Here is a 26,382-nt window from a genome sequence, read left to right as displayed (position 1 = left end):
CGTCTGCTTGGGCTGTCAGGAAGTGTATCTGCCGATCATTCGCTGACGTTAGTTTCTATCAGTCTTCGGCGAAGAAATGTTGCCCTGGCGTCCGGCGTCGGCCAATGGTGGCCTCGGAAGCTCATCGCTGGGCACAGTCGATCTGTTGATCGCCTGCCTACAAAATGAGTGTGCTCGTCAGTAGCCTTGTTAGGCTCGTCAGAAGAGACGTGCACCGCTGGCAGAAGCGCCAGTCCTGACGTGTGAAGCAGTGTCTCGGTCGCATGTGCGGCGTCGACGGTGAAGCATCAAGCGATATCCGCAAATGCCAACAGCCCGGCTGAGGGCCGGGCTTGGCAGAAGCTTGCTACGAACGTCTGTGTATTAGTACAGACGAACGGCGCGGCGCTGTTCGCGCTGAACTTTCTTGGCGTGACGCTTAACAGCGGCTGCTGCTTTACGCTTACGCTCAGAAGTTGGCTTCTCATAAAATTCGCGGCTACGAACTTCAGCCAGAACACCGGCTTTTTCGCAGGAGCGCTTGAAACGACGCAGAGCTACGTCGAAGGGTTCGTTCTCTTTTACTTTGACGGCTGGCATCCAGAGCTACCTTCTTTCATTACCGGGAATCAACGTTCTCGTCGCAAAAAATTCGCGGCTGAGGTCGTCGGTTTTTAAGGGTTGCGGATGTTAACCCCTCATTGCCCGGAATGCAAAGCCTCTGATCGAAAACCGCTAGTCTGGAGGGGGAGCGGCGACTATCATGCGCGCCTTCGAATTCAGCCTCTACAAGGCGCAAACCCATGCTAGTACTGGGACTTGAAACCTCCTGCGACGAAACCGGTGTCGCACTCTACGACAGTGAACGCGGGCTTTTGGCCGATGCACTGTTCAGTCAGATCGACCTGCACCGCGCCTATGGTGGCGTGGTGCCCGAGCTTGCCAGCCGCGATCACGTCAAGCGCATGCTGCCGTTGATTCGCCAGGTGCTGGACGAGGCCGGCTGCGTGCCGACCGAGATCGATGCGATCGCCTACACCGCCGGCCCCGGATTGGTCGGAGCCCTGCTGGTTGGGGCTTCTTGCGCTCAGGCGCTGGCATTTGCCTGGGACATTCCGGCCCTCGGTGTACACCACATGGAAGGCCATTTATTGGCGCCCATGCTGGAAAAAACACCACCGCAGTTCCCGTTCGTCGCTTTGTTGGTTTCGGGGGGGCATACGCAACTGGTTCAGGTCGATGGGATCGGTCAATACACGCTGTTGGGCGAGTCCCTGGATGATGCCGCCGGTGAAGCATTCGACAAGACCGCGAAGATGATGGGCCTCAATTATCCCGGTGGTCCGGAAATCGCCCGTCTCGCTGAAAAGGGTGTTCCGGGCCGCTTCACTTTCCCGCGTCCGATGTGCGATCGCCCCGGCCTGATGTTCAGCTTCAGCGGTCTGAAAACCTCCGCGTTGAACACCTGGCAGCAAAGCGTCAGCGCCGGGGACGACAGTGAGCAAGCCCGTTGCGACATCGCGCTGGCGTTCCAGCAGGCCGTGGTGGAGACTTTGACCATCAAGTGCAAGCGTGCCCTGAAACAGGCGGGCATGCAGCGTCTGGTGATCGCAGGCGGCGTCAGCGCCAATAAGGCCCTGCGGGCTTCGCTGGAGAAAATGCTCGGCGACATGAAGGGCGATGTGTTTTATGCGCGCCCTGAATTCTGCACCGATAACGGCGCGATGATCGCCTATGCCGGTTGCCAGCGTCTGCAGGCCGGGCAGCACGAAAGCTTGGCGATCAGCGTGCAGGCCCGCTGGCCGATGGAGCAATTGTCGCCGTTGTAAGTGCTCAAGGTGAGCGGGATTCATCGGCCGGATTTAAAAATGCCGTTCGCGCCCGGCAAACAGGTCGCGTAAATTGCCCCGGTGGCGCCAGACGATCAGCAGGGTCAGCACGCTCATCGGTAGTAGCGCCGCCGGCTCCTGCCATGCCAGTAGAGGCAGGGTGAGCGGCGTGGCGATCAATGCGGCCAGTGAGCTGGTGCGGGTCAGGTAGAACGTCAGCAGCCAGGCAAACGCGGCCAGTAACGCGGCAGGCGGGTAGATCGCCAGCAACATGCCGGCGGCCGTGGCGACACCTTTGCCACCGCGAAAGCGGAAGTACAACGGAAACAAATGGCCCAGGACGGCACATACGCCAACCCAGGCCTGCTGCTGAAGGGTAAGGCCGGCGAACTGCGCGACCAGCACGGGCAACAGGCCTTTGCAGACATCGCCCAGCAGCGTGAGGATGGCGAGTTTCTTGCCGGCCAGGCGCAACATATTGGTGGCGCCGGCATTGCCTGAGCCACTCATTCGCGGGTCGGGGGTTCCCGTCAGGCGGCTGAGCAAAATGGCGAAGGACAGCGAGCCGAGCAGGTAGGCGAAGATCGCCAGTGACCAAAACATGCTAACTATTCCGGGCGAGGACGCCCTGATTCTAACGGGGCATCGCGCCCTTGTCGTGCTGCGGAGAAGAGTGCTTGGACAGAGTGTTTATCGAAGGCCTGGAAGTCGACACCGTGATCGGGGCCTACGACTGGGAGCGCGGAATCCGCCAATGCCTGCGCCTGGACCTGAGCTTCGCCTGGGATAACCGCCCGGCAGCCGCCGGTGACGACCTCAGCCTTGCGCTGGATTACGCCAGTGTATCTGCACGGATCCAGGCGTTTGCCGAGCAGTCCCAGTACCAACTGGTGGAGACGTTCGCCGAGTGTCTGGCGCAAGTGTTGATGAGCGAATTCCAGATCCCCTGGCTGCACCTCAAACTGACCAAGCCAGGTGCCGTGCCGGCTGCCAAAGGTGTGGGCGTGGAGATCGAGCGCGGATGTCGCTAACTCAGGTTTACCTTGGCCTCGGCAGCAATATCGGGCGCGAAACCCATTTGCGCGCGGGTTTGGATGCACTGGCGAGTTTTTTGACCGATATGCAGTGCTCGCCGGTGTTCGAAAGCCAGCCGGTGGGCATCAAGAGTGGGCCATTCTTCAATCTGGTGGTGTCGGCCTACACCGACCTGCCATTGATGGAGCTGGACCGCCGCTTGAAATTCATCGAAGCCGACAATGGCCGCTATGCGCCGGATCGCAAAGGTCTGCCGCTGGATATCGACGTGCTGCTGTATGGTGATCTGGTGGGCAACTTCGATGGTTTGGTCCTGCCTCGCGCAGAGATCCTGAAAAATGCGTTTGTATTGTGGCCGCTGTCGATGATGGCGCCAGACCGTGTGCACCCTGAAGTGGGCAAGACCCTGGCCGAACTGTGGCGCGATGCGCAGATCAACCAAGTGCTGGCGCCTGTCGGATTTGAATGGCAGGGCCGGCAACTCACGCCGGACTCGCTCTTGTAGGAGTGAGCTTGCTCGCGAAAAAACTGAGAACGCTGCGTTATCGTTGACGTTCTTCGCGAGCAAGCCCGGCGCCTACGAGGGTTTGTGTTGTTCCTTGTAGGCTTTGAGTGCCTTGAGCCGTTCGCGCTTGAGCGCCTCGCCCAACTCCGGGCCTTTGAAGCCCTTCTCAAGCAGTGGCGCCACTGCAACCTCACGCGCTGCTTTCGCCGCTGCGCGTAAGTAATCCGCTTGTGGATAACTTCTTTGCTCCAGTCCCTTGCGGCCCCGTGCATCCATTTCACAGGCGACTACAAACTCCTCAAAGCGCTGTGGCCGACGGTAAACGTCAAAGCTCTGCAGCAACTCCAGCAGGGTCGAGGCTTTCAGCTCCAGGGCGCGATGGCCATGGGTGTGATATCGGCCGACCAGCAAGGCCAGCTCCTGGCAATCCTTGGGCGCCTTGAAGCGTTCGTTCACTGCCTTGATCAGCTTCAAGCCCCGGTGTTCATGGGCAATATGCTGCGGCAACTTATCCACAGGTGTCAGGCCCTTGCCCAAGTCATGCAGCAGGCAGGCCCAGCGTACGCTCAGTGGTTGTTTATGCAGGGCGGCCTGTTCCAGCACGCTCAAGGTGTGTACACCGGTGTCGATCTCGGGGTGATGGGCTTCGGGCTGGGGCACGCCGAACAGCGCGTCGACTTCCGGCATCAAGATTTTCAGCGCATCGCAATCGCGCAGCACTTGGATAAACACCTGGGGCTGATCTTCCATCAGGGCGCGGGAGATTTCCTTCCAACTGCGCTCCGGGGTCAGGGCCTGCAGTTCGCCGGATTCGCTGAGTTGACGCATCAGCGCCATGGTCTCGGGAGCAACGGTGAAACCCAGGTGCGCATAACGTGCGGCAAAGCGCGCAACGCGGAGTACACGCAAGGGATCTTCGGCGAACGCGGGGGAAACATGGCGGAGAATGCGCGCTTGCAGATCACGCTGGCCGTGATAAGGGTCGGTCAGGTTGCCATCATCGTCCTCTGCCATGGCATTGATGGTCAGGTCGCGGCGGATCAGGTCTTCTTCCAGCGTGACCTCAGGGCTGGCGTGAAACACGAAGCCGCCGTAACCCCGGCCACTCTTGCGCTCGGTGCGGGCGAGGGCGTATTCGTCGCCGTTCCTCGGGTCCAGGAATACCGGAAAATCAGCCCCCACGGGTTTGTACCCTTTGGCGAGCATCTCTTCTGCAGTCGCGCCCACGACGACACGGTCGATATCGGTGACCTTGATGCCCAGCAAGCGGTCACGCACCGCGCCGCCGACTTTGTAGATTTTCATGAAAAAGCCTCCATTAGCCGAACAGGATAACGCCTGTGTCCGGCCAATGGAGGCTTTGCTGCGTCAGAGGTGAACGACGGCCAGGTCCAGGCGGCCGTAGTCATTGTCGTTGTGATCGCTGCGCGGTGGCACGTGGTGGGTTTTCATCACCTGATCACCCTGCAAGGTTTCCAAGTGAATGTCGAAGCCCCACAACCGATGCAGGTGTTTGAGCACTTCCTCAGTGGATTCGCCCAAGGGTTTGCGGTCGTGCTGCTGGTGGCGCAGGGTCAGCGAGCGATCGCCGCGCACATCGATGCTGTAGATCTGCACGTTGGGCTCGCGGTTGCCGAGGTTGTACTGCGCCGCCAGGGTCTCGCGGATCGTGCGATAGCCAGGTTCATCGTGGATGGCGGGTACCACCAGATCGTCCTTGAGGTCGTCATCGAGGATGCTGAACAGCTTGAGATCTCGAATGACCTTGGGCGACAGGTACTGCAGGATAAAGCTCTCATCCTTGAAGCTGCTCATGGCGAACTTGATGGTCGATAACCAATCGCTGCCGGCGATCTCCGGGAACCAGCGGCGATCTTCCTCGGTGGGGTGTTCGCACATGCGCCGAATATCGCGGTACATGGCGAAGCCCAGGGCATAGGGGTTGATGCCGCTGTAGTACGGGCTGTCGAAGCCGGGCTGGTACACCACGCTGGTGTGAGAGGTCAGGAACTCCATCATGAAGCCGTCGGTGACCAGGCCTTCGTCGTAGAGGTCGTTGATCAGGGTGTAGTGCCAGAACGTCGCCCAGCCTTCGTTCATCACCTGGGTCTGGCGCTGTGGATAAAAGTATTGGGCGATTTTGCGCACAATACGCACGATTTCCCGTTGCCACGGCTCCAGCAGAGGCGCGTGTTTTTCCAGAAAATACAGGATGTTTTCCTGGGGTTCGGCGGGGAAGCGCGCATTGTCCTTATCGTTGTTCTTGTCGGCACGTTTGGGAATCGTGCGCCATAGGTCGTTGATCTGTTTCTGCAGGTGCTCTTCGCGCTCCTTCTGGCGCAGGCGTTCTTCCTCGGCGGAAATCGGGTAGGGGCGTTTGTAGCGGTCGACGCCGTAGTTCATCAGTGCGTGGCAGGAATCGAGCAGGTCCTCCACCGCGTCGATGCCATGGCGTTCTTCGCATTGCATGATGTACTGCTTGGCGAACACCAGGTAATCGATGATCGAGCTGGCATCGGTCCAGGTGCGGAACAGGTAGTTGCCCTTGAAGAAACTGTTGTGACCATAGCAGGCGTGGGCCACCACCAGCGCCTGCATGCAGATGGTGTTTTCTTCCATCAGATAGGCAATGCAGGGGTCGGAGTTGATGACAATCTCATAGGCCAGGCCCATCTGACCGCGGCTGTAGGATTTCTCGGTGCTGAGGAAGTGCTTGCCGTAGGACCAATGATGGTAGCCCAGGGGCATGCCGACGGAAGCGTAGGCATCCATCATCTGTTCGGCAGTGATCACTTCGATCTGGTTGGGGTAGGTGTCCAAGGCATAACCCGCCGCGATGCGGCTGATTTCCCGGTCATAGGCCTGGATCAGTTCAAAGGTCCACTCGGAGCCTGTGGAAATGGGTTGGCGCTTAGTCTCTTTTTTGGCGGTCATGTCACTAACCTGCGCTGGAAGAGTTCACGGAAGACCGGGTAGATATCGCCGGCCGAGACCAGTTGCTGTTGGGCGAACGTATCGGCAAACGCTTCGCCGATGCGCTCGTATTCAAACCACAGGGCCTGGTGCTCACGGGGAGTGATTTCGACATAAGTGTAGTACTGCACGAACGGCATGATCTGGTTGATCAGGATGTCGCGGCAGATGGGCGAATCGTCGTTCCAGTTGTCGCCGTCGGAGGCCTGGGCTGCGTAGATGTTCCATTCGTTGGCCGGGTAGCGCTCGGCCATGATCTCCTGCATCAGTTTCAAGGCACTGGAGACGATGGTGCCGCCGGTTTCCCGCGAGTAGAAGAACTCCTCTTCGTCCACTTCCCGGGCGCTGGTGTGATGGCGGATGAACACGACGTCGATCTTGTCGTAGTTTCGCTTGAGGAACAGGTACAGCAGGATAAAGAACCGTTTGGCGATGTCCTTGGTGGCCTGGGTCATGGAGCCGGACACGTCCATCAGGCAGAACATCACGGCCTTGGAACTCGGGTTGGGTTGTTTGACCAGCAGGTTGTACTTGAGGTCGAAGGTGTCGAGGAACGGCACGCGGTGAATCCGCGCGCTGAGTTTTTCTATTTCCACCTCAAGTTCCTGGATATCGCCGAAGTTATCCGGCTCTTCGCGCTTCAAGCGCGCCAACTCTTCCTTGGCCTCCTTCAATTTGGCGCGGCTGCTGCCCGACAGGGCGATACGCCGCGCATGGGCCGAGCGCAGGGTGCGGATGATATTGATCCGGGACGGGTTGCCCTCGTTGCTGATCCCGGCGCGTACGGTTTTGAAGGTGTCGGTGCCGGTCAGGTTGCGCTTGACCAGGTTGGGCAGTTCCAGGTCCTCGAACATGAATTCGAGGAATTCTTCCTGGGTGATCTGGAAGACGAATTCATCCATGCCTTCGCCGGAGTTGCCGGCCTTGCCCGGGCCTTTACCGCCGCCACCGCCCTGAGGGCGCTGGATATGTTCGCCGGTGGTGAATTCCTTGTTGCCGGGATGCACAACGGTCTGTTTGCCGCCGCGGCCATGGTGCAGCACCGGTTCGTCGATATCCCGCCCCGGAATGCTGATTTGCTCGCCATGTTCCATATCGGTGATGGAACGACGGCTGACGGCCTCTTCCACCGCCTTTTTGATGTGGTCACGGTAACGCCGCAGGAAACGCTGGCGGTTTACCGTGCTCTTGTTCTTGCCATTGAGGCGTCGGTCGATCACATAGCTCATTGAGGAGCCCTCCGGGCAGCTTCACGTTACAAGCTTCAAGCGGCGAGCTGGAAGCTTAGAGACAAGCGGTCGACTGCCAGGCCATTGGCCCGGCAGTACACGCCCGTCGCTGCCTTACTGCGATTTGCGCACCCGCAGGTACCACTCGGAGAGCAGCCGTACCTGTTTGTCGGTGTAGCCGCGCTCGACCATCCGTGTAACGAAGTCGTTGTGTTTTTGCTGATCCTCCTTGCTGGCCTTGGCATTGAAGCTGATGACCGGCAGCAGATCCTCGGTGTTGGAGAACATTTTCTTCTCGATGACCACCCGCAGCTTCTCGTAGCTGAGCCAGGTGGGGTTCTTGCCATTGTTGTTGGCGCGGGCACGCAGCACGAAGTTGACGATTTCGTTGCGGAAATCCTTCGGATTGCTGATGCCGGCGGGTTTCTCGATCTTTTCCAGTTCCTCGTTGAGGGCCACGCGGTTGAGGATTTCGCCGGTTTCCGGGTCGCGGTATTCCTGGTCCTGGATCCAGAAGTCTGCATACAACACGTAGCGGTCGAAGATGTTCTGGCCGTATTCGCTGTAGGACTCCAGGTACGCGGTCTGGATTTCCTTGCCGATAAACTCGATGTAGCGCGGCGCCAGGTATTCCTTGAGGAAGCGCAGGTAGCGCTCGCGGGTTTCGGCCTGGAATTGCTCCTGTTCGATCTGCTGCTCCAGCACGTAGAGCAAGTGGACCGGGTTGGCAGCGATCTCGTGAGGGTCGAAGTTAAACACTTTGGACAGGATCTTGAACGCGAAGCGCGTCGACAGACCATTCATGCCCTCGTCCACGCCCGCGTTGTCGCGGTATTCCTGGATCGACTTGGCCTTGGGGTCGGTGTCCTTGAGGTTCTCGCCGTCGTACACGCGCATCTTCGAATAGATATTCGAGTTCTCCGGCTCTTTGAGGCGCGACAGTACGGTGAACTGGGCGAGCATCTTCAGGGTGTCGGGTGCGCAGTGGGCCTTGGCCAGGGAACTGTTGAACAGCAGCTTGTCGTAGATCTTGATTTCATCGCTGACCCGCAGGCAGTACGGCACCTTGACGATGTAGATCCGGTCGATGAAGGCTTCGTTGTTCTTGTTGTTGCGGAAGGTGTGCCATTCCGATTCGTTGGAGTGGGCCAGCAGTATCCCGGTGAACGGAATCGCCCCCAGGCCTTCGGTACTGTTGTAGTTGCCTTCCTGGGTGGCGGTGAGCAGTGGGTGCAGGACCTTGATCGGCGCCTTGAACATCTCCACGAATTCCATCAGGCCCTGGTTGGCCCGGCACAGCGCGCCTGAGTAGCTGTAGGCGTCGGCGTCGTTCTGTGGGAATTCTTCCAGTTTGCGGATATCGACCTTGCCCACCAGCGCCGAGATGTCCTGGTTGTTCTCATCGCCCGGTTCGGTCTTGGCCACGCCGATCTGGTTGAGGATCGAAGGGTAGAGTTTCACCACGCGGAACTGGCTGATGTCGCCGCCGAACTCGGCCAGGCGTTTGGTGGCCCAGGGCGACATGATGGTGTTGAGGTAGCGCCGTGGGATGCCGAAGTCTTCTTCGAGGATTGCGCCATCTTCCGTGGCGTTGAACAGGCCCAGGGGCGACTCGAACACCGGCGAACCCTTGATGGCGTAGAAGGGCACCTTCTCGATCAGTTGTTTGAGCTTTTCGGCCAGGGACGATTTACCGCCGCCGACGGGGCCGAGCAGGTAGAGGATCTGTTTCTTTTCCTCCAGGCCTTGGGCAGCGTGGCGGAAGTAGGAGACGATCTGGTCAATGCATTCTTCCATTCCGTGGAAGTCTTCAAAGGCCGGGTAACGGCGGATCACCTTGTTGGAGAAGATTCGCGACAGTCGCGAATTGTTCGAGGTGTCTACCAGTTCCGGCTCGCCGATCGCCAGTAGCAGGCGTTCGGCGGCAGACGCATAGGCACTGCGGTCGCGTTTGCACAGCTCGAGATACTCTTGAAGCGTGAGTTCCTCTTGCCGTGTGGACTCGAAGCGTTGTTGGAAGTGGCTAAAAATACTCATGACGTCGTCACCTCGCTCGATACGTGGAGCCGACGCCGGATCAATCAGTCGATGCTGGCAGCCATTGACGAACGCCAATGGCCGTTTTCCCCCCAGAACACCCTGAAACGCTACCGATGACCCGCACGCCGGTGTACCGGCTCTCCCCTGATTCGGATGGCCTGCGCTTAAGGATAGTTCGGAATCGGAGAGGTCAAGGCGCGATGCGCAATTAGTTTGGCTGCGCCGTTCGTCAGAAACGGCGCGAGCCCAAGCGTCACGCGGGGTAGCGGGGTGTGAAAAAAATTATTGCGAATCGCCGGAGGAAATTTCTGCCGGATAGGTTGTACGCCACAGCTCAAAGCCACCGTCCAGGCTATAGACGTCGGAGAAGCCCTGACTGATCAGATAGGCCGCCGCGCTCTGGCTGGAATTGCCGTGGTAGCAGGCCACGATCACCGGTGCGTCGAGGTCGGCGGCGCGGATGAAATCGGCGATGTTGTGGTTGTCCAAATGGCGAGCACCGCTGATGTGGGCAGCCACATAAGTCGGTTGGTCGCGGATGTCGACCACCACCGCGCCTTGTTCGCGCAGGGCCTGGGCTTGGTCGGGAGGGATACGTTTGAATTCGCTCATGGCGCTCTCCTTGGGCGTGGCTGCACGTGGCGTCTAGCGCTTGGCGGCAGTCGGCAGTGTAACGGGAAGGGGGGATTGGCACTGGCAGCTCTGGCGCTCGCCGGTGTCGATGTTCATCAGGGTCATGGCGCCACCCCACACGCAACCGGTGTCGAGGGCGAACACGCCGGGTTCGTCGCACTTACCCTCAAGGGCTGCCCAGTGACCGAAGATGATCTTCGTATCGCGGGTTTTACGTTCCTTGTGGGCAAACCATGGTTTGTAGCCGGGCAGTGCGGTGTCGGCGCCTTCCTTGCTCTTGAGGTCCAGCTTGCCGTCGGCGGTGCAGAAGCGCATGCGTGTGAAGTAGTTGGTGATCACCCGCAGGCGTGCGACGCCAGTGAGGTCGTTGTCCCACTTCACCGGTTCATTGCCGTACATGCCGTCGAGGAAGGGCGTGTACAGGCTGTCATCGGCTAGAGCCGCTTCAACTTCGGCGGCGTACTTGAGGGCTTTCTTGAGTGTCCACTGGGGCGGGATACCCGCATGGACCAAGGCCATGTCGCGGCTTTCGTCGTAATGCATGAGCTTTTGCCGGCGCAGCCAGTCAAGCAGGTCGGCGCGATCCGGCGCTTCGAGGATTTCCCGCAGAGTGTCGCCCTTTTTCAGACGCTCGATGTTTTTGCTGGCTGCCAGCAGGTGCAGGTCGTGGTTGCCCAGCACGCACACCAGGGAATCGCGCAGGTTGTACAAGTAGCGCAACGTCGCCAGGGATTCGGGGCCACGATTGACCAGGTCGCCCACCAGCCACAGGCGATCGTTCGCCGGGTCGAAGGCCACTCGATCGAGCAGGCATTTGAGAGGCTCCAGGCAGCCTTGCAGGTCGCCGACCGCATACGTCGCCATCAGTGCAGGGCTCCCGGTACCGCGAGGCGGAATGGCTTGATGATGGCGTCGAACAGTTGGCCGTCGGTGGCTTTCATCTGATAGGAGCCTTGCATGGTGCCGACCTTGGAGGTCATCACTGTGCCGCTGCTGTAGGTATGGCTGGCGCCGATGTCGATCAGCGGTTGCTGGCCGACCACGCCGGCGCCGCGCACTTCCTCGACCTGGCCGTCACCGTCGGTGATCACCCAATGACGCGACAACAGCTTGGCCGGCACCAGCCCGTTGTTTTTCACCGTAATGGTGTAGGCAAAGGCGAAGCGGTTCTGTTCGGGTTGCGATTGTTCCGCCAGGAAGCGGGTGACGACGCTGACGTCGATCTGGTAGCGAGGATCGGACATGCAAGAGGCCTTAAAAGCAAAAGCGGGGGACAGCAGATGCGGATCAGTCTAGGCCAAGAGGTAGGCACTAGGCCAGACATGTGTCAGGCCCGGCACCCACCCACTGTAGGAGCCGGCAAGCCGGTTCCTACAGGTTATTGCGCGGCGGGGGCGGGCTGGATGGCTAGCTGATCGGCCAGGCGCACGAACGCGGCCAGGTCCAGTTGCTCGGGGCGCAGGCTGCCGTCGACGCCGGCGGCTTCTATCTCAGCCTGGCTCAACAGCAACTTGAGCGTATTGCGCAGGGTCTTGCGGCGCTGGTTGAACGCTTCGCGCACCACGCGCTCCAGCAGCTTGTGATCCTTGGCCGGGTGCGGCAGCACGGCGTGAGGCACCAGGCGCACGATGGCCGAGTCGACCTTCGGCGGCGGGTTGAACGCGCCCGGACCGACATTGAACAGGTGTTCGACGCGGCAGTGGTACTGGACCATGATCGACAGGCGACCCCAGTCACCACCGCCAGGACCGGCAGCCAGGCGCTCCACCACTTCCTTTTGCAGCATGAAGTGCATGTCGCGGATGATCCCGGCGTTGTTCAGCAGGTGGAAAATCAGCGGCGTGGAGATGTTGTAGGGCAGGTTGCCGACTACCCGCAGGCTGTTAGGCGCCGCATTGAGGGTGTTGAAGTCGAACTTCAGCGCATCGCCCTGATGCAGGATGAAGTTGGACTTGCCGCCAAACTGCTGGTTGAGGATCGGGATCAAGTCTTTATCGAGCTCGACCACATCCAGTTGAGCACCGCTGGCCAACAGGCCTTGGGTCAGCGCGCCCTGGCCCGGGCCGATTTCCAGCAGACGGTCTTCGGGCTTGGCATGGATGGAACGCAGGATACGGTCGATCACGCCAGCGTCGTGCAGGAAGTTTTGCCCGAAGCGCTTGCGCGCCCGGTGTTGGTAATGCTCGGTCATAAACGGGTCTCGGCCATCTGATAGGCGGTTTCCAGGGCCACGTGCAGGCTGCCGGTATCGATCTTGCCGCTGCCCGCCAGGTCCAGGGCGGTGCCATGGTCGACGGAGGTGCGGATGATCGGCAGGCCCAATGTCACGTTGACTGCAGCGCCGAAACCTTTGTATTTCAGCACAGGCAGCCCCTGGTCATGGTACATCGCCAGCACTGCGTCGCAGTGCTCCAGATATTTGGGGGTAAACAGAGTGTCTGCGGGCAGTGGGCCGCGCAGGTCCATGCCTTCTTGGCGCAGACGCTCCAGGGTGGGTTCGATGATGTCGATTTCTTCATGGCCCAGATGGCCGCCCTCACCGGCGTGCGGGTTGAGCCCGCAGACCAGGATGCGCGGTTGGGCGATGCCGAATTTCTGTTGCAGATCGGCATGCAGGATGCGCGTCACCCGCTCCAGGCGCTCGACGGTGATGGCATCGGCAACCTCACGCAGCGGCAGGTGCGTGGTCACCAGGGCAACCCGTAGCCCGCGGGTAGCGAGCATCATCACGACTTGTTCGGTGTGGGTCAGCTCGGCGAGGAATTCGGTGTGGCCGGAGAAGGCGATACCGGACTCGTTGATCACGCCCTTGTGCACTGGCGCGGTGATCATGCCGGCGAAATCACCGTCAATGCAGCCACGGCCGGCTCTGGTCAGGGTTTCCAGGACAAACGCGGCGTTGGTCTTGTTCAGTTGCCCGGTAACGACCTTCGCCTGCAGTGGGGTATCCCACACATACAAGCTGCCGGCGGGTGCCGGCAGGTCGGGCCAGTTGCCCGGTGCCACCTCCAGCAGAGTGACAACCACACCCAGCTGCGCGGCCCGCTCAAGGAGCAGGTCGCGGCTGGTAATGGCAATCAGGGGGTGTGGCTGAGGTTGCGAGGCGAGCAGCAGGCACAGGTCTGGACCAATGCCGGCCGGCTCGCCGGGTGTCACCGCGAAACGCTGGGGTTTCACTGGGTTGCCTGGTTGGTGCCTGTTTGCTCGGCGCCTGGCAACTTGTTCTCTACGTAGGCTTCGTCACGGATCTGACGCAACCAGGTTTGCAGCTCTTCGTCGTACTTGCGGTTACGCAATACGTTCAGCGCTTGTTGCTCGCGGGCCTGAGTCGTATTGTCGGTGGCGCGACGGCCAAGGACTTCCAGTACGTGCCAGCCATATTGGGTCTTGAATGGTTTGGACAGCACACCTTGTGGGGTGTCGGCCATCACTTGCTGGAACTCGGGCACCAATGCTTTCGGGTCGATCCAGTTCAGGTCGCCGCCGTTGAGAGCAGAACCCGGGTCTTCCGAGAAGCTTTTGGCCAGGGTGGCGAAGTCTTCACCGCTCTCGATGCGGTCATAGATCTTCTGGGCCAGTTCCTTGGTTTGTGCCTCGGTGCGGATTTCGCTGGGTTTGACCAGGATGTGACGAACATGCACTTCGTCTTTCAGCGAGGTCTCGCCACCGCGGCGTTCCAGCAACTTCAGGATGATGAAACCACCTGGCGTACGTGCTGGCTGAGTGATACCGCCGACTTCCATGGCGCTCAGTTCGCGGTCGAACGGTGGTGGCAATTGAGCGGCTTTACGCCAGCCCATGTCACCGCCTTCAAGGGCGTTGTCGCTGCCGGACTGTGCGATCGCCATTTGGGCGAAATCGGCACCGGCCTTCAGGCGATCATAGATAGCCTGGGTTTTGGCGGCGGCGGCGTTGAGCTGCTCGGAATTGGCGCTGTCCGGGGTCGGAATCAGGATATTGGCCAGGTGCAGTTCTTCGGAAAGCTGCATCTTGCCCAGGTCCGAGGCCAGGAAGTTCTTCACTTCCTGCTCGGACACCTGAACCCGCTCGGCCACGCGGCGCTGGCGTACACGGCTGATGATCATTTCGCGGCGGATCTGGTCGCGAGCGTCCTCATAGGACAACCCGTCGTGGGCCAGTGCCGCGCGGAATTGATCAATGCTCATGTTGTTGCGCTGGGCAATGGTGCCCACGGCCTGGTTCAGTTCTTCGTCCGAAATACGGATGCCGGAACGATCGCCGATCTGCAGTTGCAGGTTTTCGACGATCAGGCGCTCAAGCACCTGTTGGTCCAGGACGCTGGTCGGCGGCACGCCACCGCCACGCTTGGCGATGGTTTGCTGCACTTCCTTGACGCGCTGGTCCAGTTGGCTCTGCATGATCACGTCGTTATCGACGATGGCCACGACCTTATCCAGCTGTTGAACCGCAGCGTGCGCCGATGCGGTACCCAGGAACAGCGCGCCCAGCACGAGGGGGCGCAGACAATCAGAAAGCTTGGTCTTCACGTTCACGATAACCTTCAATGCCTTTGTCGAGGAAGCTCTCTACCTTGGCGCCGGTCAGGCCGCCGAGTCCTTTGAGGACGATCTGCAGGAAGAGCCCGTGGTCACCCTTTTCGTTAAGCGGGGCGATCTGGCTGTATTCGTCGTTGGAAACCCAGTAACGATTGATCAGACGCAGTTTCCAGCAGCAGTTGTCGTACTCGAAACCACCGAAGGCTTCCAGGGTACGGTTGCGAGCGTAGTCATACTGCCAGCGGCTGATCAGGTTCCACTGGGGAATGATCGGCCACATCATCGAGAAATCATGTTGCTGGATTTTGTAGTAATCCTTCACGTAGTTGTCGGAGCCAGGGGTGCCGTAGTCACCACCGAACTGCCATTTGCCGGTCAGCTGGTTGTAGACGACCTGGTCATTACGATAGCGATAGCCGACGTTGATGATCTTGTTCGGGTTGTCTTCTGGCTGGTAGTGGAGCATCGCGCTGCCGGAACGAGGGCTGTGTTCCTCGGTGTCCCAGTTGTAATCGGCAGTGGCGCGCCAGTCACGGTTGAAGCGGAACTCGTAGTCCAGGGCCACCGGCGATACGTCGGACTGTGCGTCGGCACGGTCGGACGCCAGGATACCCGGCAGTTGAACCTCACGATCCTTGAAGTACAGCGCCTGGCCCACGGATACACGCTGACGCTCGAAGCCGTTGTCTTCGATCCAGCGGCTGGTCAAACCCAGGGACAGCTTGTTCTCGTCGCCGATACGGTCGGAGCCGCTGAAGCGGTTGTCGCGGAACAGCGATGCGTAGCTGAACGAGTACTCACTGGTGTCGAAGACCGGGATATCGCTCTGGTCCTTGTTCGGCACGTACAGGTAGAACGCACGCGGTTCGAGGGTCTGGCGATAGTCTTTGCCGAACCAGTTGGTATTGCGATCGAAGTACAGGCCGCTGTCGACGCTGGCCACCGGAACCGCACGGTCCTGGGAGCTCTTGAAGGTGCCGCCTGCGTACTGGGTGCCGGCCGCCGTCGCCGCGGCTTGCGCTGCGATGATGTCGTTCTTGCCGGTGCTGTCCAGATCAAGATCGTACTTGGTATAGACGTACTTGAGCTTCGGCGTCACGAAGCCGTAGGTCCAGTTCATCGGGTACTCGACGGCAGGCGCTACGTTCAGACGGGTGCCGTTTGCACGGGTCAGGCCCGTGACATAGGTGTCCAGACGCCGCTCGGAGTCACCGTTTTCATTGATGAAGTTGCCGTTTTCCAGGTTGCGCTCGAACCGAACGGCTTCGGTCTCATAGCTGAAGTTCAAACCACCTGGATGGAACGGAAGCTGACCATTGAAGGTGATCTGCGGCAGCCGGTCATAAGGTGTGATCTGGGAGATCGTTGCCAGTTGATAAGCCTGGACATTCAAACGCGCCTGGAACGAGTCACCACGATAGGTCACTGCACCCTGCTGATTGACGTAGTCACGACTTTCAACACCTTCCTGATAAGACTTGAGGTCCTGGAAGTAGTAAGGGTCGCTGATCTTCGTGTAGTCGACCTCGGTCAGTACACGCGAGTCCAGCCCGCCCTTGTGTTGCCAGTTGAGCATGTAGCGGGTTTTGTTGTAATCGGTCTGCAGCTTGCGTTCGTCGTTGTCGTCGTTCAGGTACGCGCCGCCGAACTGGCCTTCGCTGGACTTGGTGAGGTAGCGGAACTCGCCCTCCATCATCATGCCGCGCTTGGTCATGTATTGCGGGTACAACGTGGCGTCGTAGTTCGGCGCCAGGTTGAAGTAGTACGGCGTAACCAGAGTAAAGCCGGTTTCGCTGCCGGAGCTGAAGCTCGGTGGCAGGAAGCCGGATTGACGACGGTCGTCGATCGGGAAATAGATGTAAGGGGTATACAGGATCGGGATGTTCTTGATCCGCAACGTCGCGTTGGTGGCCGTACCGAAGCCGGTGGCCGGGTTCAACGTGATGTTGTTGCCCTTGAGCTGCCAGGCATTGCTGTCTGGCTCGCAGGTGGTGTACGTACCGTCCTTGAGACGGATGATCGCGTTTTCGGCACGCTTGGCGTACAGCGCGTTACCGCGGATGCGCGACTTGTGCAGCACGTATTCGGCGTTGTCGACCTGCGCCGCACCGGTGTCCAACTGCACCTCGGCGTGGTCGCCGACGATCAGTGCGCCGTTGTCGCGCATGCGCACATTGCCGTTCAACTCGCCGCGGTTCTCGGCCTGGTACAGGCTGGCTTCTTCGGCTTCTAGCTGCATGCTGCCCTGACGCATGACGACGTCACCGGCCAGGGTGGCAACCTGTTGTTCCTGCTCGTAACGAGAGGCCTTGGCGCCGATGAAGGTGGGCGCATCGCTCTTGTTCGTCTTGTCGTTCATGCCAGGACGAGTCGGCTCGATGTACGCACCGCCGCAGTAAGGGCCGGTTTCGGCCAACTGGGCTGCGGTCAGCTTGTCGCGAGGTACCCAGTCCAAGTGGCTGTAGTCGGCACTGCGCGAACGCAGGCCACGGCCCTTGGTTTCGGTGACCAGTGCGGTCTTCGGTTCGGCCGCAGTGCTGCCGCCAGTGTCGGCTTGCGCCGTACTGGTGGCCGAGCTGACGGCGGCGCCGTCATGCACCGGGCGCGGTGGCAATGGGGCGGCGGCGGTTTTCGGCGCGCAATCCCAGGCACCCGAAGCAGAGACTGAGCAGTCATACTGTTCCGCGGCGACCACGAATGAGGTGGCGAAAGGTTGCATGGCCAGCAGACTGCCGGTTACCAGCAACGGAAATTTTCTACGAAACGCGGGGGATTTCAATGCCATCTTATTAGTCCGGGCTTCCTGCGTGCCATCTGCCCGCGGTGTGGGCCGCACGCCTCTCGATGGTCTGAAAAAGATGCGTGATAATAAAGCATGACCCGCTTGACGGCTAGCGCCGTCGGAGACCCTTGTAATGCCCGAGCAAGATCTACGTTTACAACAGCTGAAAGTCTGGCTGGATGAGCAGCTACCGATCCTTTTCAATGCTCAAGACTGGGGTGCCGTACCCCCGGCCACATTGACCGCAGCCAGCAGCGACGCGAGTTTCAGGCGCTATTTCCGTTGGGAAGGAGGCGGTCGAACTTTCGTGGTAATGGACGCGCCACCCCCCCAGGAAAACTGCAAACCTTTCGTTGATATCGCCCATTTGCTCGCGAAGTCGGGGATAAATGTTCCAAAAATTTATGCAGAAGATTTGCCGCGAGGCTTTCTTTTGCTCAATGACCTGGGCAGAAAAACCTATCTGGACGTGATTGACGAGCAAAACGCCGATCAATTGTTCGCCGACGCGATCGACGCCCTGCTGGCTTTCCAGCAGTTGCCGATGGATGCGCCGCTGCCCAGCTATGACGTGGCCTTGCTGCGCCGCGAGCTCGAATTGTTCCCTGAATGGTACGTGCGCCGGCATTTGGGTATCGAACTCGATACACACCAGCGCGCGCTGTGGCAGCGCGTCAGTGACCACCTGATCGACAGCGCCCTGGCACAGCCGAAGGTGCTGGTGCACCGCGACTATATGCCGCGCAACCTGATGATCAGCGAGCCGAACCCTGGGGTGCTGGATTTCCAGGATGCGGTGTATGGCCCGGTGACCTACGACATCACGTGCTTGTTCAAGGACGCCTTCCTCAGTTGGCCCCAGGCCCGCGTGCGGGCATGGCAGCGCGGCTATTGGGAGCGTGCCGGGGCGTTGGGCATCCCGGTGCAGGCAAACGTCGACGACTTCTTGCGCGCCAGCGACCTGATGGGCGTGCAGCGTCATCTCAAGGTCATCGGCATTTTCGCGCGCATTTGCCATCGCGACGGCAAGCCTCGCTACCTGGCGGATGTGCCGCGCTTCTTTGCTTATATAGAAGCGGTGCTGGCCGAACGTGCGGAGTTGAGCGAGCTGGCTGAGTTGCTGAACAGCCTGCGCCAACCCGCCGAGGCGCGTGTATGAAGGCGATGATCCTCGCCGCCGGCAAGGGCGAGCGGATGCGTCCGCTCACCCTGCACACGCCCAAGCCGTTGGTGCAGGCCGGCGGCAAGCGCCTGATCGAGTACCACTTGGAGGCGCTGGTCAAGGCGGGCTTCACCGATATCGTGATCAACCACGCCTGGCTGGGCCAGCAGATCGAAAGCTATTTGGGCGACGGTGCACAATTTGGCCTGCGCATCCGCTATTCCCCGGAGGGCGAGCCGCTGGAAACCGGCGGCGGGATTTTCCAGGCCTTGTCGCTGTTGGGCGATGAACCCTTCCTGGTGGTCAATGGCGATATCTGGACCGACTACGACTTCGCCCACCTCAAGCGACCGCTCCAGGGCTTGGCGCATCTGGTGATGGTCGACAACCCCGCGCATCACCCCTCAGGCGGTGATTTCTACCTTGATCAGGGATTGCTTCATGATGCGGCGCCCGGTGCCGATAACCTGACCTTCAGTGGCATTTCAGTGCTCGACCCCAAGCTGTTCGCGGGTTGCAGCGCCGGTGCCTTCAAGCTGGCGCCGCTGTTGCGGGCGGCCATGGCGAAAGGTTTGGTAACGGGGGAACACATGGCGGGACGCTGGATCGATGTCGGCACGCTGGAGCGCCTGGCGCAAGTCGAAACCTTGCTGATAGCGGGGCAGTAGCATGCTGTGGCCAGGGACGCTGATCGGCGCCGGGGCTGGCTTTGCCATTGCCAGTATTCCGGGGGCCTTGTTGGGCGCGCTGTTGGGACAGGCGTTGGACCGTCGCCTGCAACTGCAAAGCTGGGCGCAATTGCGCGAACGCCTGGGTGGGCGTCCGGCGTTGCGCAATGACGAATTGTTGTTTGTGTTGCTGGGGCGCCTGGCCAAAAGCAATGGTCGAGTGGTGGATGGGCATATCCAGCAGGCGCGCCAGGAGATGCGCTCGCTGGATATGACCGAGTCGGCCCAGCGCCGTGCAATCGCTGCGTTCAATCGTGGCAAGTCCGGCTCCGACCGCGTGCGCAGCTACCTGCGTGTGCTCAAGGCTCAGCCCCACGCGGCGGAAGGTGTATTGCGTGCGTGCTGGCGGATGGTCTGGGCCGATGGCCAGGCGGATGACGCCGAGCGCGACCTGATCGACCTCTGGGGCAAATGGCTGGGTTGGACGCCGCAACAATTGCAGGCCTTGGCCGCGGACTACACGCCTGAGCGCAAGCCGGTGGCCAACCGCGGCGGGAGCTATCAGGACGCATTGCGCCTGCTGGGCGTGACGACCACCACCGAGCCCTCGGCGATCAAGCGCGCCTATCGCCGCCTGCTCAGTCGCCACCACCCGGACAAAATTGCCGGCACCGGCGCCAGCCCCGCGCAAGTGCGCGAGGCCACCGAACGCACCCGCGAATTGCACAGTGCCTTTGCGTTGATCCGCGAGCGGCGGGACTTCAGGTAGGCGTCAGTCGGCGCTGACCTGGGGGCTCAACCAGCCGCGGACCCGGCGATACAACTGTTCCTGCTCGGCCGCACTGTTGCCTGGCAGTGTCTTCAATGACACCTGCTTATAGCCATCATTCTTCAAGCGCTTGGCCGCCTGCGCACGGGCCAACGCGGTTTTGCGTGCTTGAGCGTCGTCTTGATAGAAGATATCGGCGGTCGGCAGTTTCAGGCTGGGGGCCAGTTGCTGTATGTCGGGATGGCGTCCCGTGGGTGTCTGCGCGGCGACCATGACGAACTTCTGCACCTGGGACGGTTGTTTCTCGCCCAAGTAACGCGCGGCCCACCAGGCGCCCGTGCCGTGTCCGACCAACACCACGCTGCGCGCGCCCTGGGTTTGGGCGAAGGCCACGGCGGCATCGATGCGGGCAAAGATGCGCGAAGCATCGGTCTTGTCTTGCTCGTCGGCGCCGGGCACCGTTGCCGGGTCGGTGCCTTCGGCTTCGGCGCTGGCGGCTTGCTCGATCGGTTTGTCGGCGGTGCTCGCCTCTTTGCTGCTGGTATCGACGCTGGCCTGGGGCGCTTCCATGACGCGCGGCGGCAGGGTGTCCATGTTCATGTCCGGCAGCGACAGGCTGAGACTGCCCCAATTGGCATCCGGCAATTTGCGTCGCAAAGGGCCGATTGCTTGCGGCCAGTCAGCATTTTCCCCAGCGCCCGGTACGATAATCACCACGCCTTCGGGTTCGGCGCTGTTGGCTGGCTTCCACAGGGCGAGAAATGATTCGCTGCCGGCCTGCAACTGTTGCTGCTCCTGTTGCGGGATCTTGCGTTCAAGAAAGCCGGCTTCTTCCTGGCTGCGTTCAGGCAGGGGGTGGTGTTCGATGGGTTTTTCGGCCGGCGGCGCAGGCGCATCGGCGGCCTGTACGGAAAAGGCACTGGTAAAGAGCAGTGACAGGCACAATGCTGGCAGTGCCGAACGGTGGAGAAAGAGCATCGTTGATTCCCGGCCAGAAATGATTCCAGCAGCCTAATGGGTTGGTCAGTATTTGTCAGTGATGTGAGACGTCGATCATGGGTTTTCGCGGTCTGCTGGTTATCGGCTGTTTGTGCTTTGCCTTGATGGCAAATGCCAACCCTGCACCCCCTTCGCCCCAGGCGCAGCTCAATGCGCAACAACGCGAATGGCTGGCCCAGCACCCGGAGTTGCGGGTGGGCCTGGTGTTGCAGGCGCCCTATGCGCAATACGACCGGCGCTTGCAGCGGTTGTCCGGGGCCAATGTCGAATTGATGCAGTGGCTGGCCAAGGCGCTGAATATCGAGCTGACCTGGCGCAACTTTCCCACTCAGGAGCAGTTGGAAGCGGCCGTGCGCGACGGCGAGGTGGATATCGCCCCCGGTCTGCAACAGACCCCGGCCGGTTTGCGCCTGTGGTTGTTCACCGACCCCTATATGCGCGTACCCCAGCGTATCGTCGGCATCCGTGAAGGCGGTGGTGCCGTGGAGCTGGAAAAGCTCGATGACCGATCCCGCGTCGCCGTGCGCATGCCCAGCGCCGTGGCCGATTACCTGCGCAGCACCTATCCCGGCCTGAATCTGCAAGGCGTGCCCATGGAGCGCCAGGCCCTGCAACTGCTGGTCAGCCAGCAGGCGCGTTACGCCGTGGTGGACGAAGCGCAACTGAGCCGCTTGTCCGGGGAGGCGGAATTCGCCGGGCTGGCGGTGGTGGGGGATATCGGCCTGCCGCAATTGCTGCGGGTGGCCACGCGCCGGGAATGGCCGGAGCTGGCCGGCATCATGGAAAGCGCCTTGCGTGCTATTCCCGCCCGCGATCTCGACCAATTGCACAGTCGCTGGCTGCAACCCAAATACCCACGGCTGTCTGAATCTCCGGGCCTGTGGCAAAACCTCAGCCTGCTGCTGGGGCTGTTGCTGCTCGCCAGTCTGGCCACGGTGTTCTGGCAGCGTCGCCAGCAGCGTGTGCTGGAACACAGCTTGCTGGCCTCCCGCGAGGAAAGCGCGGCCCGCGCCGCCGGGGCCGAGGCGTTGCGGCTCACGCAGTTTTCCATCGACCAAAGCACCGTGGGGATCCTCTGGGTCAACTGGGACAGCCATGTGCGCTACGCCAACCACGCCGCCGAAAGCATGCTCGGCTATGGCCCCGGCACATTGATCGAGCGGCCGCTGGTTGACCTCGATCCAAGCCTGGATATGGACCGCTGGCTCAACCTGTGGAAGCGCGCGCGCGCCAGCGAAGACGGGCCGCAGAACTTCGCCACCGATTGCCGGCGGGCCGATGGCAGCATCCTGCCGGCCAACGTGTCCTTGAGCTTTCTGCGCTTTGCCGAGGCCGAGTACCTGGTGGTCTACCTCAACGACGTCACCGAACTGCGCCGAACCCTGGCCGCCCTGCTGCAAAGCGAAGCGCAACTGCGCGAGCTGTCTGCCCACCTGGAAACCGTGCGCGAAGAAGAAAAGGCGCGTATCGCCCGCGAAGTGCACGACGAACTCGGGCAGATGCTCACCGTGCTCAAGCTGGAAACGTCGATGTGCGAGTTGGCCTATGCGCAACTGGACCCCGGCCTGCACGAGCGCCTGAATAGCATGAAGCGCCTGATTGCCCAACTGTTCCAACTGGTTCGGGACGTGGCCACGGCGTTGCGTCCGCCGATCCTCGACGCCGGCATCGCCTCGGCCATCGAATGGCAGGCGCGGCGTTTCGAAGCGCGTACGCACATTCCCTGTCTGGTGCAGGTGCCGGAAAACTTGCCGGTCTTGAGCGATGCCAAGGCCATCGGCCTGTTCCGTATCCTGCAAGAAGCGCTGACCAATGTGATGCGCCATGCCCAGGCGCATACTGTCGAACTGACCCTGGCGGTGGAAGGCACACACCTGCGGCTGACCATCAGCGATGACGGCGTCGGGTTCGTCCAGGCCCAGGGCCGCCCGGTGTCGTTTGGCCTGGTGGGCATGCGCGAGCGGGTGCTGATCATGGGCGGGCAATTGAGCCTGGACAGCGAGTTGGGGGAGGGCACCACCCTGAGTGTCACGGTGCCGTTGGATGGATAACCCGAAGAGGAAACCCCTGTGATCCGTGTACTGGTAGCCGAAGACCACACCATCGTGCGTGAAGGCATCAAGCAATTGATCGGCCTGGCCAAAGACCTGCAGGTCGTTGGGGAGGCGAGCAATGGCGAGCAACTGCTGGAGACCTTGCGCCATGTGCCTTGCGAGGTGGTGTTGCTGGACATCTCGATGCCCGGCGTCAACGGCCTGGAAGCGATTGCGCGGATTCGTACGCTGAGCAATCCGCCGGCGATCCTGGTGCTGTCGATGCACGACGAGGCGCAAATGGCCGCCCGCGCGTTGAAGGTGGGCGCCGCCGGTTATGCCACCAAGGACAGCGATCCTGCGCTGCTGCTCATGGCGATTCGCAAGGTGGCGGCGGGCGGGCGTTATATCGATCCGGACCTGGCCGACCGCATGGTCTTCGAGGTCGGCCTGACCGATTCGCGGCCCTTGCATTCGTTGCTGTCGGAGCGCGAATTCTCGGTGTTTGAACGCCTGGCCCAGGGCGCCAACGTCAATGACATCGCCCAGCAACTGGCGTTGAGCAGCAAGACCATCAGCACCCACAAGGCGCGGCTGATGCAGAAACTCAACATCACCTCCCTGGCCGAACTGGTGAAATACGCCATGGAACACAAGCTTCTGTAGGCACGAGCAAGCTCGTTCCTACCGGCGGGCATATCTATTTGCGACCTGCTCTGCGTGCCGTTTTATATAGGAAGGGTTACGGGACTGTTCCATTACCGTCATTCGTGTAGGGCGTTCCCTACCCGCAAGCTTCCATCCGGCTGATGTGATTCTCTCCTGGCTCCCGATTTCCGGGGGCTCGCCGCTGGACTACGCTTGTGCCACAGCAGTCCAAAATACAAAGGTGCAGGTATGAGCGAGGCGGATTCAAATGATGTGCTGGTCAGCTTTCGTGGCGTGCAGAAGAGCTACGACGGCGAGAACCTGATCGTCAAAGACCTCAACCTGGAGATCCGCAAGGGCGAGTTCCTGACCCTGCTCGGGCCGTCCGGTTCGGGTAAGACCACCAGTCTGATGATGCTCGCCGGCTTTGAAACGCCGACCGCTGGCGAAATCCAACTGGCCGGGCGCGCGATCAATAATGTGCCACCGCACAAGCGCGACATCGGCATGGTGTTCCAGAACTACGCGTTGTTCCCACACATGACCGTCGCCGAGAACCTGGCGTTCCCGCTGTCGGTACGCGGCTTGAGCAAGACCGATATCAGCGAGCGGGTCAAACGCGTGCTGAGCATGGTTCAGCTCGACGCCTTCGCCCAGCGCTACCCGGCGCAGTTGTCCGGCGGCCAGCAGCAGCGTGTGGCATTGGCCCGGGCGCTGGTGTTCGAACCGCAGCTGGTGCTGATGGACGAACCCCTCGGCGCCCTCGACAAGCAACTGCGTGAACACATGCAGATGGAGATCAAGCACCTGCACCAGCGCCTCGGCGTGACGGTGGTGTACGTGACCCACGACCAGGGCGAAGCCTTGACGATGTCCGACCGAGTGGCGGTGTTCCACCAGGGCGAGATCCAGCAGATCGCCGCGCCGCGTACCTTGTACGAAGAGCCGAAGAACACCTTCGTTGCCAACTTCATCGGTGAAAACAACCGCCTTAATGGCCGCCTGCACAGCCGCACCGGCGACCGTTGCGTGGTCGAGCTGGCGCGCGGCGAGAAAGTCGAAGCGCTGGCGGTGAACGTCGGCCAGGTCGGTGGTCCGGTGACCCTGTCGGTGCGCCCGGAGCGCGTCAGCCTCAATGGCTCCAGCGAAAGCTGCACCAACCGTTTCTCGGGGCGCGTGGCGGAATTCGTTTACCTGGGCGACCACGTGCGTGTGCGCCTGGAAGTCTGCGGCATGACCGATTTTTTTGTGAAACAACCGATCGCCGAGCTGGACCCGGCACTGGCGGTCGGCGACGTGGTACCGATTGGCTGGCAAGTCGAGCACGTTCGCGCACTCGACCCACTTCTAGAGGCGAAATAATCGCCCCCATGGCTTCACCAACCCTGCACGTGGAGAGAACAACAATGTTGAGATCCCTTAAGTATTCCGCACTGGCGATCGGTTTGATCGGCGCGACCCAGGCCATGGCTGGCCCGGACCTGACGGTCGTGTCCTTTGGTGGTGCGAACAAGGCAGCCCAGGTCAAGGCTTTCTATGCACCGTGGGAAAGCGCGGGCAACGGCAAGATCGTCGCCGGTGAGTACAACGGTGAGATGGCCAAGGTCAAAGCCATGGTCGACACCAAGAGCGTGTCCTGGGACCTGGTGGAAGTGGAGTCGCCGGAACTGTCCCGCGGTTGTGACGAAGACATGTTCGAGCCGCTGGACCCGAAACTGTTCGGCAACACCGCTGACTACGTAAAAGGCGCCATCCAACCGTGCGGCGTGGGCTTCTTCGTGTGGTCGACCGTGCTGGCCTACAACGCCGACAAGCTGAGCTCCGCACCGACCAGTTGGGCGGACTTCTGGGACACCAAGAAATTCCCGGGCAAACGCGGCCTGCGCAAGGGCGCCAAGTACACCCTGGAATTCGCATTGATGGCCGACGGCGTCGCGCCGAAGGATGTGTACAAAGTGTTGGCCGGCAAAGACGGTCAGGACCGCGCGTTCAAGAAACTGGACGAGCTCAAGCCTTCGATCCAGTGGTGGGAAGCCGGTGCACAGCCGCCGCAATACCTCGCCTCGGGTGACGTTGTGATGAGCTCGGCCTACAACGGTCGCATCGCTGCCGTGCAGAAAGAAAGCAACCTGAAAGTGGTGTGGAACGGCGGTATCTACGACTTCGACGCTTGGGCTATTCCAAAAGGCCTGGCCAAGGATCGTGCAGAAGCGGCGAAGAAATTCATCGCCTTCTCGGTGCAGCCTCAGCAGCAGAAGATCTACTCGGAAAACATCGCTTACGGCCCGGCCAACACCCAAGCCGTTCCGTTGCTGGCCAAGGACGTGTTGAAAGACATGCCGACCACGCCTGAGAACATCGCCAACCAGGTGCAGATCGACGTGAGCTTCTGGGCCGATAACGGCGAGCAGCTCGAGCAGCGCTTCAATTCCTGGGCAGCTAAATAATCCATGTGGGAGGGGGCTTGCCCCCGATGGCGGTGTATCAGTTGCTAGATGTACTGACTGACACTCCGCTATCGGGAGCAAGCCCCCTCCCACAGGGGATCTGCTGCGTTTGGCAGAGTGCATTCATTTTCAAG

24 protein-coding genes are annotated in these 26,382 nt (G+C 60.7%); 10 read left to right on the top strand and 14 right to left on the bottom strand.

Annotated features, from left to right (window positions below):
• Positions 1 to 363: 363 nt before the first annotated feature.
• Positions 364 to 579 carry a 30S ribosomal protein S21 gene (gene rpsU, locus ACLH0J_RS06495; protein ID WP_002551877.1) on the bottom strand — a complete coding sequence of 72 codons (216 nt, stop codon included), beginning with the start codon at positions 577 to 579 and terminating at the stop codon, positions 364 to 366.
• Positions 580 to 782: 203 nt separating this feature from the next.
• Here rpsU and tsaD point away from each other — a divergent pair, with 203 nt between their 5' ends.
• A complete protein-coding gene (tsaD, locus tag ACLH0J_RS06490) occupies positions 783 to 1,808 on the top strand; it encodes a tRNA (adenosine(37)-N6)-threonylcarbamoyltransferase complex transferase subunit TsaD (protein ID WP_411391298.1) in 1,026 nt (341 codons plus the stop codon).
• Positions 1,809 to 1,841: 33 nt separating this feature from the next.
• Here tsaD and plsY read toward each other — a convergent pair whose 3' ends face one another.
• Entirely contained in the window at positions 1,842 to 2,411 is a 570-nt protein-coding gene (gene plsY, locus ACLH0J_RS06485; protein ID WP_411391297.1) for a glycerol-3-phosphate 1-O-acyltransferase PlsY, read from the bottom strand.
• A gap of 74 nt (positions 2,412 to 2,485) precedes the next feature.
• Here plsY and folB point away from each other — a divergent pair, with 74 nt between their 5' ends.
• Together folB and folK are read left to right on the top strand one after the other, a co-directional pair.
• The gene (gene folB, locus ACLH0J_RS06480) at positions 2,486 to 2,839 is read left to right on the top strand and encodes a dihydroneopterin aldolase (RefSeq protein WP_411391296.1); all 354 of its coding nucleotides are present in this window, start codon (positions 2,486 to 2,488) and stop codon (positions 2,837 to 2,839) included.
• Positions 2,830 to 3,348, top strand: a complete 519-nt coding sequence (gene folK, locus ACLH0J_RS06475) for a 2-amino-4-hydroxy-6-hydroxymethyldihydropteridine diphosphokinase (RefSeq protein ID WP_411391295.1) — start codon at positions 2,830 to 2,832, stop codon at positions 3,346 to 3,348. The genes folB and folK overlap by 10 nt, the downstream gene beginning before the upstream one ends.
• Positions 3,349 to 3,420: 72 nt before the next feature.
• Here the strand turns inward: folK and ACLH0J_RS06470 are convergent, their stop codons facing one another.
• The 11 genes from ACLH0J_RS06470 to ACLH0J_RS06420 all read right to left on the bottom strand — a co-directional run bounded on the left by ACLH0J_RS06470 (position 3,421) and on the right by ACLH0J_RS06420 (position 17,525).
• The gene (locus tag ACLH0J_RS06470; RefSeq protein WP_411391294.1) at positions 3,421 to 4,653 is read right to left on the bottom strand and encodes a multifunctional CCA addition/repair protein; all 1,233 of its coding nucleotides are present in this window, start codon (positions 4,651 to 4,653) and stop codon (positions 3,421 to 3,423) included.
• Between the two features lie 63 nt (positions 4,654 to 4,716).
• Positions 4,717 to 6,282, bottom strand: coding sequence for a SpoVR family protein (locus ACLH0J_RS06465; protein ID WP_411391293.1), 1,566 nt, complete (start codon positions 6,280 to 6,282; stop codon positions 4,717 to 4,719).
• The gene (locus ACLH0J_RS06460; protein ID WP_411391292.1) at positions 6,279 to 7,550 is read right to left on the bottom strand and encodes a YeaH/YhbH family protein; all 1,272 of its coding nucleotides are present in this window, start codon (positions 7,548 to 7,550) and stop codon (positions 6,279 to 6,281) included. Before ACLH0J_RS06460 ends, ACLH0J_RS06465 begins: the two co-directional genes overlap by 4 nt.
• Before the next feature lie 114 nt (positions 7,551 to 7,664).
• On the bottom strand, positions 7,665 to 9,587 hold the full coding sequence (locus ACLH0J_RS06455; RefSeq protein WP_411391291.1) for a PrkA family serine protein kinase: 1,923 nt from the start codon (positions 9,585 to 9,587) through the stop codon (positions 7,665 to 7,667).
• Between the two features lie 285 nt (positions 9,588 to 9,872).
• Complete coding sequence (glpE, locus tag ACLH0J_RS06450) at positions 9,873 to 10,202, bottom strand: thiosulfate sulfurtransferase GlpE (RefSeq protein ID WP_411391290.1); 330 nt, start codon at positions 10,200 to 10,202, stop codon at positions 9,873 to 9,875.
• 33 nt (positions 10,203 to 10,235) lie between these two features.
• Positions 10,236 to 11,087, bottom strand: coding sequence for a symmetrical bis(5'-nucleosyl)-tetraphosphatase (locus ACLH0J_RS06445; RefSeq protein WP_411391289.1), 852 nt, complete (start codon positions 11,085 to 11,087; stop codon positions 10,236 to 10,238).
• On the bottom strand, positions 11,087 to 11,467 hold the full coding sequence (gene apaG / locus ACLH0J_RS06440; RefSeq protein ID WP_010566343.1) for a Co2+/Mg2+ efflux protein ApaG: 381 nt from the start codon (positions 11,465 to 11,467) through the stop codon (positions 11,087 to 11,089). The genes ACLH0J_RS06445 and apaG overlap by 1 nt, the downstream gene beginning before the upstream one ends.
• A 134-nt stretch (positions 11,468 to 11,601) precedes the next feature.
• A complete protein-coding gene (gene rsmA / locus ACLH0J_RS06435; protein WP_411391288.1) occupies positions 11,602 to 12,414 on the bottom strand; it encodes a 16S rRNA (adenine(1518)-N(6)/adenine(1519)-N(6))-dimethyltransferase RsmA in 813 nt (270 codons plus the stop codon).
• Positions 12,411 to 13,400 (bottom strand): 4-hydroxythreonine-4-phosphate dehydrogenase PdxA, encoded by a 990-nt coding sequence (gene pdxA / locus ACLH0J_RS06430; RefSeq protein WP_411391287.1) that lies wholly within the window; start codon positions 13,398 to 13,400, stop codon positions 12,411 to 12,413. Before pdxA ends, rsmA begins: the two co-directional genes overlap by 4 nt.
• On the bottom strand, positions 13,397 to 14,737 hold the full coding sequence (locus ACLH0J_RS06425) for a peptidylprolyl isomerase (RefSeq protein WP_411391286.1): 1,341 nt from the start codon (positions 14,735 to 14,737) through the stop codon (positions 13,397 to 13,399). The genes pdxA and ACLH0J_RS06425 overlap by 4 nt, the downstream gene beginning before the upstream one ends.
• Positions 14,712 to 17,525: an LPS-assembly protein LptD gene (locus ACLH0J_RS06420; RefSeq protein WP_411391285.1), complete on the bottom strand. Its 2,814-nt coding sequence runs from the start codon at positions 17,523 to 17,525 to the stop codon at positions 14,712 to 14,714. Before ACLH0J_RS06420 ends, ACLH0J_RS06425 begins: the two co-directional genes overlap by 26 nt.
• A gap of 130 nt (positions 17,526 to 17,655) precedes the next feature.
• Between ACLH0J_RS06420 and ACLH0J_RS06415 the strand changes: the two genes are divergently transcribed.
• From ACLH0J_RS06415 to ACLH0J_RS06405, 3 genes are read left to right on the top strand one after another with little or no spacing between them, the layout of a single operon-like run.
• Positions 17,656 to 18,681: an aminoglycoside phosphotransferase family protein gene (locus ACLH0J_RS06415; protein WP_411391284.1), complete on the top strand. Its 1,026-nt coding sequence runs from the start codon at positions 17,656 to 17,658 to the stop codon at positions 18,679 to 18,681.
• On the top strand, positions 18,678 to 19,352 hold the full coding sequence (gene murU, locus ACLH0J_RS06410) for an N-acetylmuramate alpha-1-phosphate uridylyltransferase MurU (RefSeq protein ID WP_411391283.1): 675 nt from the start codon (positions 18,678 to 18,680) through the stop codon (positions 19,350 to 19,352). The genes ACLH0J_RS06415 and murU overlap by 4 nt, the downstream gene beginning before the upstream one ends.
• A gap of 1 nt (position 19,353) precedes the next feature.
• Complete coding sequence (locus ACLH0J_RS06405) at positions 19,354 to 20,121, top strand: TerB family tellurite resistance protein (RefSeq protein WP_411391282.1); 768 nt, start codon at positions 19,354 to 19,356, stop codon at positions 20,119 to 20,121.
• 3 nt (positions 20,122 to 20,124) lie between these two features.
• On the opposite strand, the gene ACLH0J_RS06400 is transcribed toward ACLH0J_RS06405, so the two are convergent.
• Positions 20,125 to 21,099 carry an alpha/beta hydrolase family protein gene (locus ACLH0J_RS06400; protein WP_411391281.1) on the bottom strand — a complete coding sequence of 325 codons (975 nt, stop codon included), beginning with the start codon at positions 21,097 to 21,099 and terminating at the stop codon, positions 20,125 to 20,127.
• 77 nt (positions 21,100 to 21,176) lie between these two features.
• Between ACLH0J_RS06400 and ACLH0J_RS06395 the strand changes: the two genes are divergently transcribed.
• The 4 genes from ACLH0J_RS06395 to ACLH0J_RS06380 all read left to right on the top strand — a co-directional run bounded on the left by ACLH0J_RS06395 (position 21,177) and on the right by ACLH0J_RS06380 (position 26,248).
• Positions 21,177 to 23,171, top strand: a complete 1,995-nt coding sequence (locus tag ACLH0J_RS06395; protein WP_411391280.1) for a histidine kinase — start codon at positions 21,177 to 21,179, stop codon at positions 23,169 to 23,171.
• A gap of 18 nt (positions 23,172 to 23,189) precedes the next feature.
• The gene (locus tag ACLH0J_RS06390; RefSeq protein ID WP_411391279.1) at positions 23,190 to 23,819 is read left to right on the top strand and encodes a response regulator; all 630 of its coding nucleotides are present in this window, start codon (positions 23,190 to 23,192) and stop codon (positions 23,817 to 23,819) included.
• A 231-nt stretch (positions 23,820 to 24,050) separates the two neighbouring features.
• On the top strand, positions 24,051 to 25,163 hold the full coding sequence (locus ACLH0J_RS06385) for an ABC transporter ATP-binding protein (protein WP_411391278.1): 1,113 nt from the start codon (positions 24,051 to 24,053) through the stop codon (positions 25,161 to 25,163).
• A 44-nt stretch (positions 25,164 to 25,207) separates the two neighbouring features.
• Entirely contained in the window at positions 25,208 to 26,248 is a 1,041-nt protein-coding gene (locus ACLH0J_RS06380; RefSeq protein ID WP_253399628.1) for an ABC transporter substrate-binding protein, read from the top strand.
• Positions 26,249 to 26,382: the final 134 nt, after the last annotated feature.

It is taken from the genome of Pseudomonas sp. MPB23, from assembly GCF_046605395.1.
Classification (GTDB): Bacteria; Pseudomonadota; Gammaproteobacteria; order Pseudomonadales; family Pseudomonadaceae; genus Aquipseudomonas.
This window is presented reverse-complemented; position numbering and strand designations above follow the sequence as displayed.

Bases quoted from the DNA above. Each gene is read 5' to 3' on its own strand.
- tsaD (WP_411391298.1), top strand. From the start codon at position 783: ATGCTAGTACTGGGACTTGAAACCTCCTGCGACGAAACCGGTGTCGCA.
- ACLH0J_RS06445 (WP_411391289.1), bottom strand. From the start codon at position 11,087: ATGGCGACGTATGCGGTCGGCGACCTGCAAGGCTGCCTGGAGCCTCTC.
- ACLH0J_RS06420 (WP_411391285.1), bottom strand. From the start codon at position 17,525: ATGGCATTGAAATCCCCCGCGTTTCGTAGAAAATTTCCGTTGCTGGTA.
- ACLH0J_RS06465 (WP_411391293.1), bottom strand. From the start codon at position 6,282: ATGACCGCCAAAAAAGAGACTAAGCGCCAACCCATTTCCACAGGCTCC.
- ACLH0J_RS06400 (WP_411391281.1), bottom strand. From the start codon at position 21,099: ATGCTCTTTCTCCACCGTTCGGCACTGCCAGCATTGTGCCTGTCACTG.
- folK (WP_411391295.1), top strand. From the start codon at position 2,830: ATGTCGCTAACTCAGGTTTACCTTGGCCTCGGCAGCAATATCGGGCGC.
- ACLH0J_RS06455 (WP_411391291.1), bottom strand. From the start codon at position 9,587: ATGAGTATTTTTAGCCACTTCCAACAACGCTTCGAGTCCACACGGCAA.
- apaG (WP_010566343.1), bottom strand. From the start codon at position 11,467: ATGTCCGATCCTCGCTACCAGATCGACGTCAGCGTCGTCACCCGCTTC.
- plsY (WP_411391297.1), bottom strand. From the start codon at position 2,411: ATGTTTTGGTCACTGGCGATCTTCGCCTACCTGCTCGGCTCGCTGTCC.
- ACLH0J_RS06395 (WP_411391280.1), top strand. From the start codon at position 21,177: ATGGGTTTTCGCGGTCTGCTGGTTATCGGCTGTTTGTGCTTTGCCTTG.
- ACLH0J_RS06405 (WP_411391282.1), top strand. From the start codon at position 19,354: ATGCTGTGGCCAGGGACGCTGATCGGCGCCGGGGCTGGCTTTGCCATT.
- rpsU (WP_002551877.1), bottom strand. From the start codon at position 579: ATGCCAGCCGTCAAAGTAAAAGAGAACGAACCCTTCGACGTAGCTCTG.
- glpE (WP_411391290.1), bottom strand. From the start codon at position 10,202: ATGAGCGAATTCAAACGTATCCCTCCCGACCAAGCCCAGGCCCTGCGC.
- ACLH0J_RS06470 (WP_411391294.1), bottom strand. From the start codon at position 4,653: ATGAAAATCTACAAAGTCGGCGGCGCGGTGCGTGACCGCTTGCTGGGC.
- ACLH0J_RS06380 (WP_253399628.1), top strand. From the start codon at position 25,208: ATGTTGAGATCCCTTAAGTATTCCGCACTGGCGATCGGTTTGATCGGC.
- ACLH0J_RS06385 (WP_411391278.1), top strand. From the start codon at position 24,051: ATGAGCGAGGCGGATTCAAATGATGTGCTGGTCAGCTTTCGTGGCGTG.
- ACLH0J_RS06415 (WP_411391284.1), top strand. From the start codon at position 17,656: ATGCCCGAGCAAGATCTACGTTTACAACAGCTGAAAGTCTGGCTGGAT.
- ACLH0J_RS06460 (WP_411391292.1), bottom strand. From the start codon at position 7,550: ATGAGCTATGTGATCGACCGACGCCTCAATGGCAAGAACAAGAGCACG.
- murU (WP_411391283.1), top strand. From the start codon at position 18,678: ATGAAGGCGATGATCCTCGCCGCCGGCAAGGGCGAGCGGATGCGTCCG.
- rsmA (WP_411391288.1), bottom strand. From the start codon at position 12,414: ATGACCGAGCATTACCAACACCGGGCGCGCAAGCGCTTCGGGCAAAAC.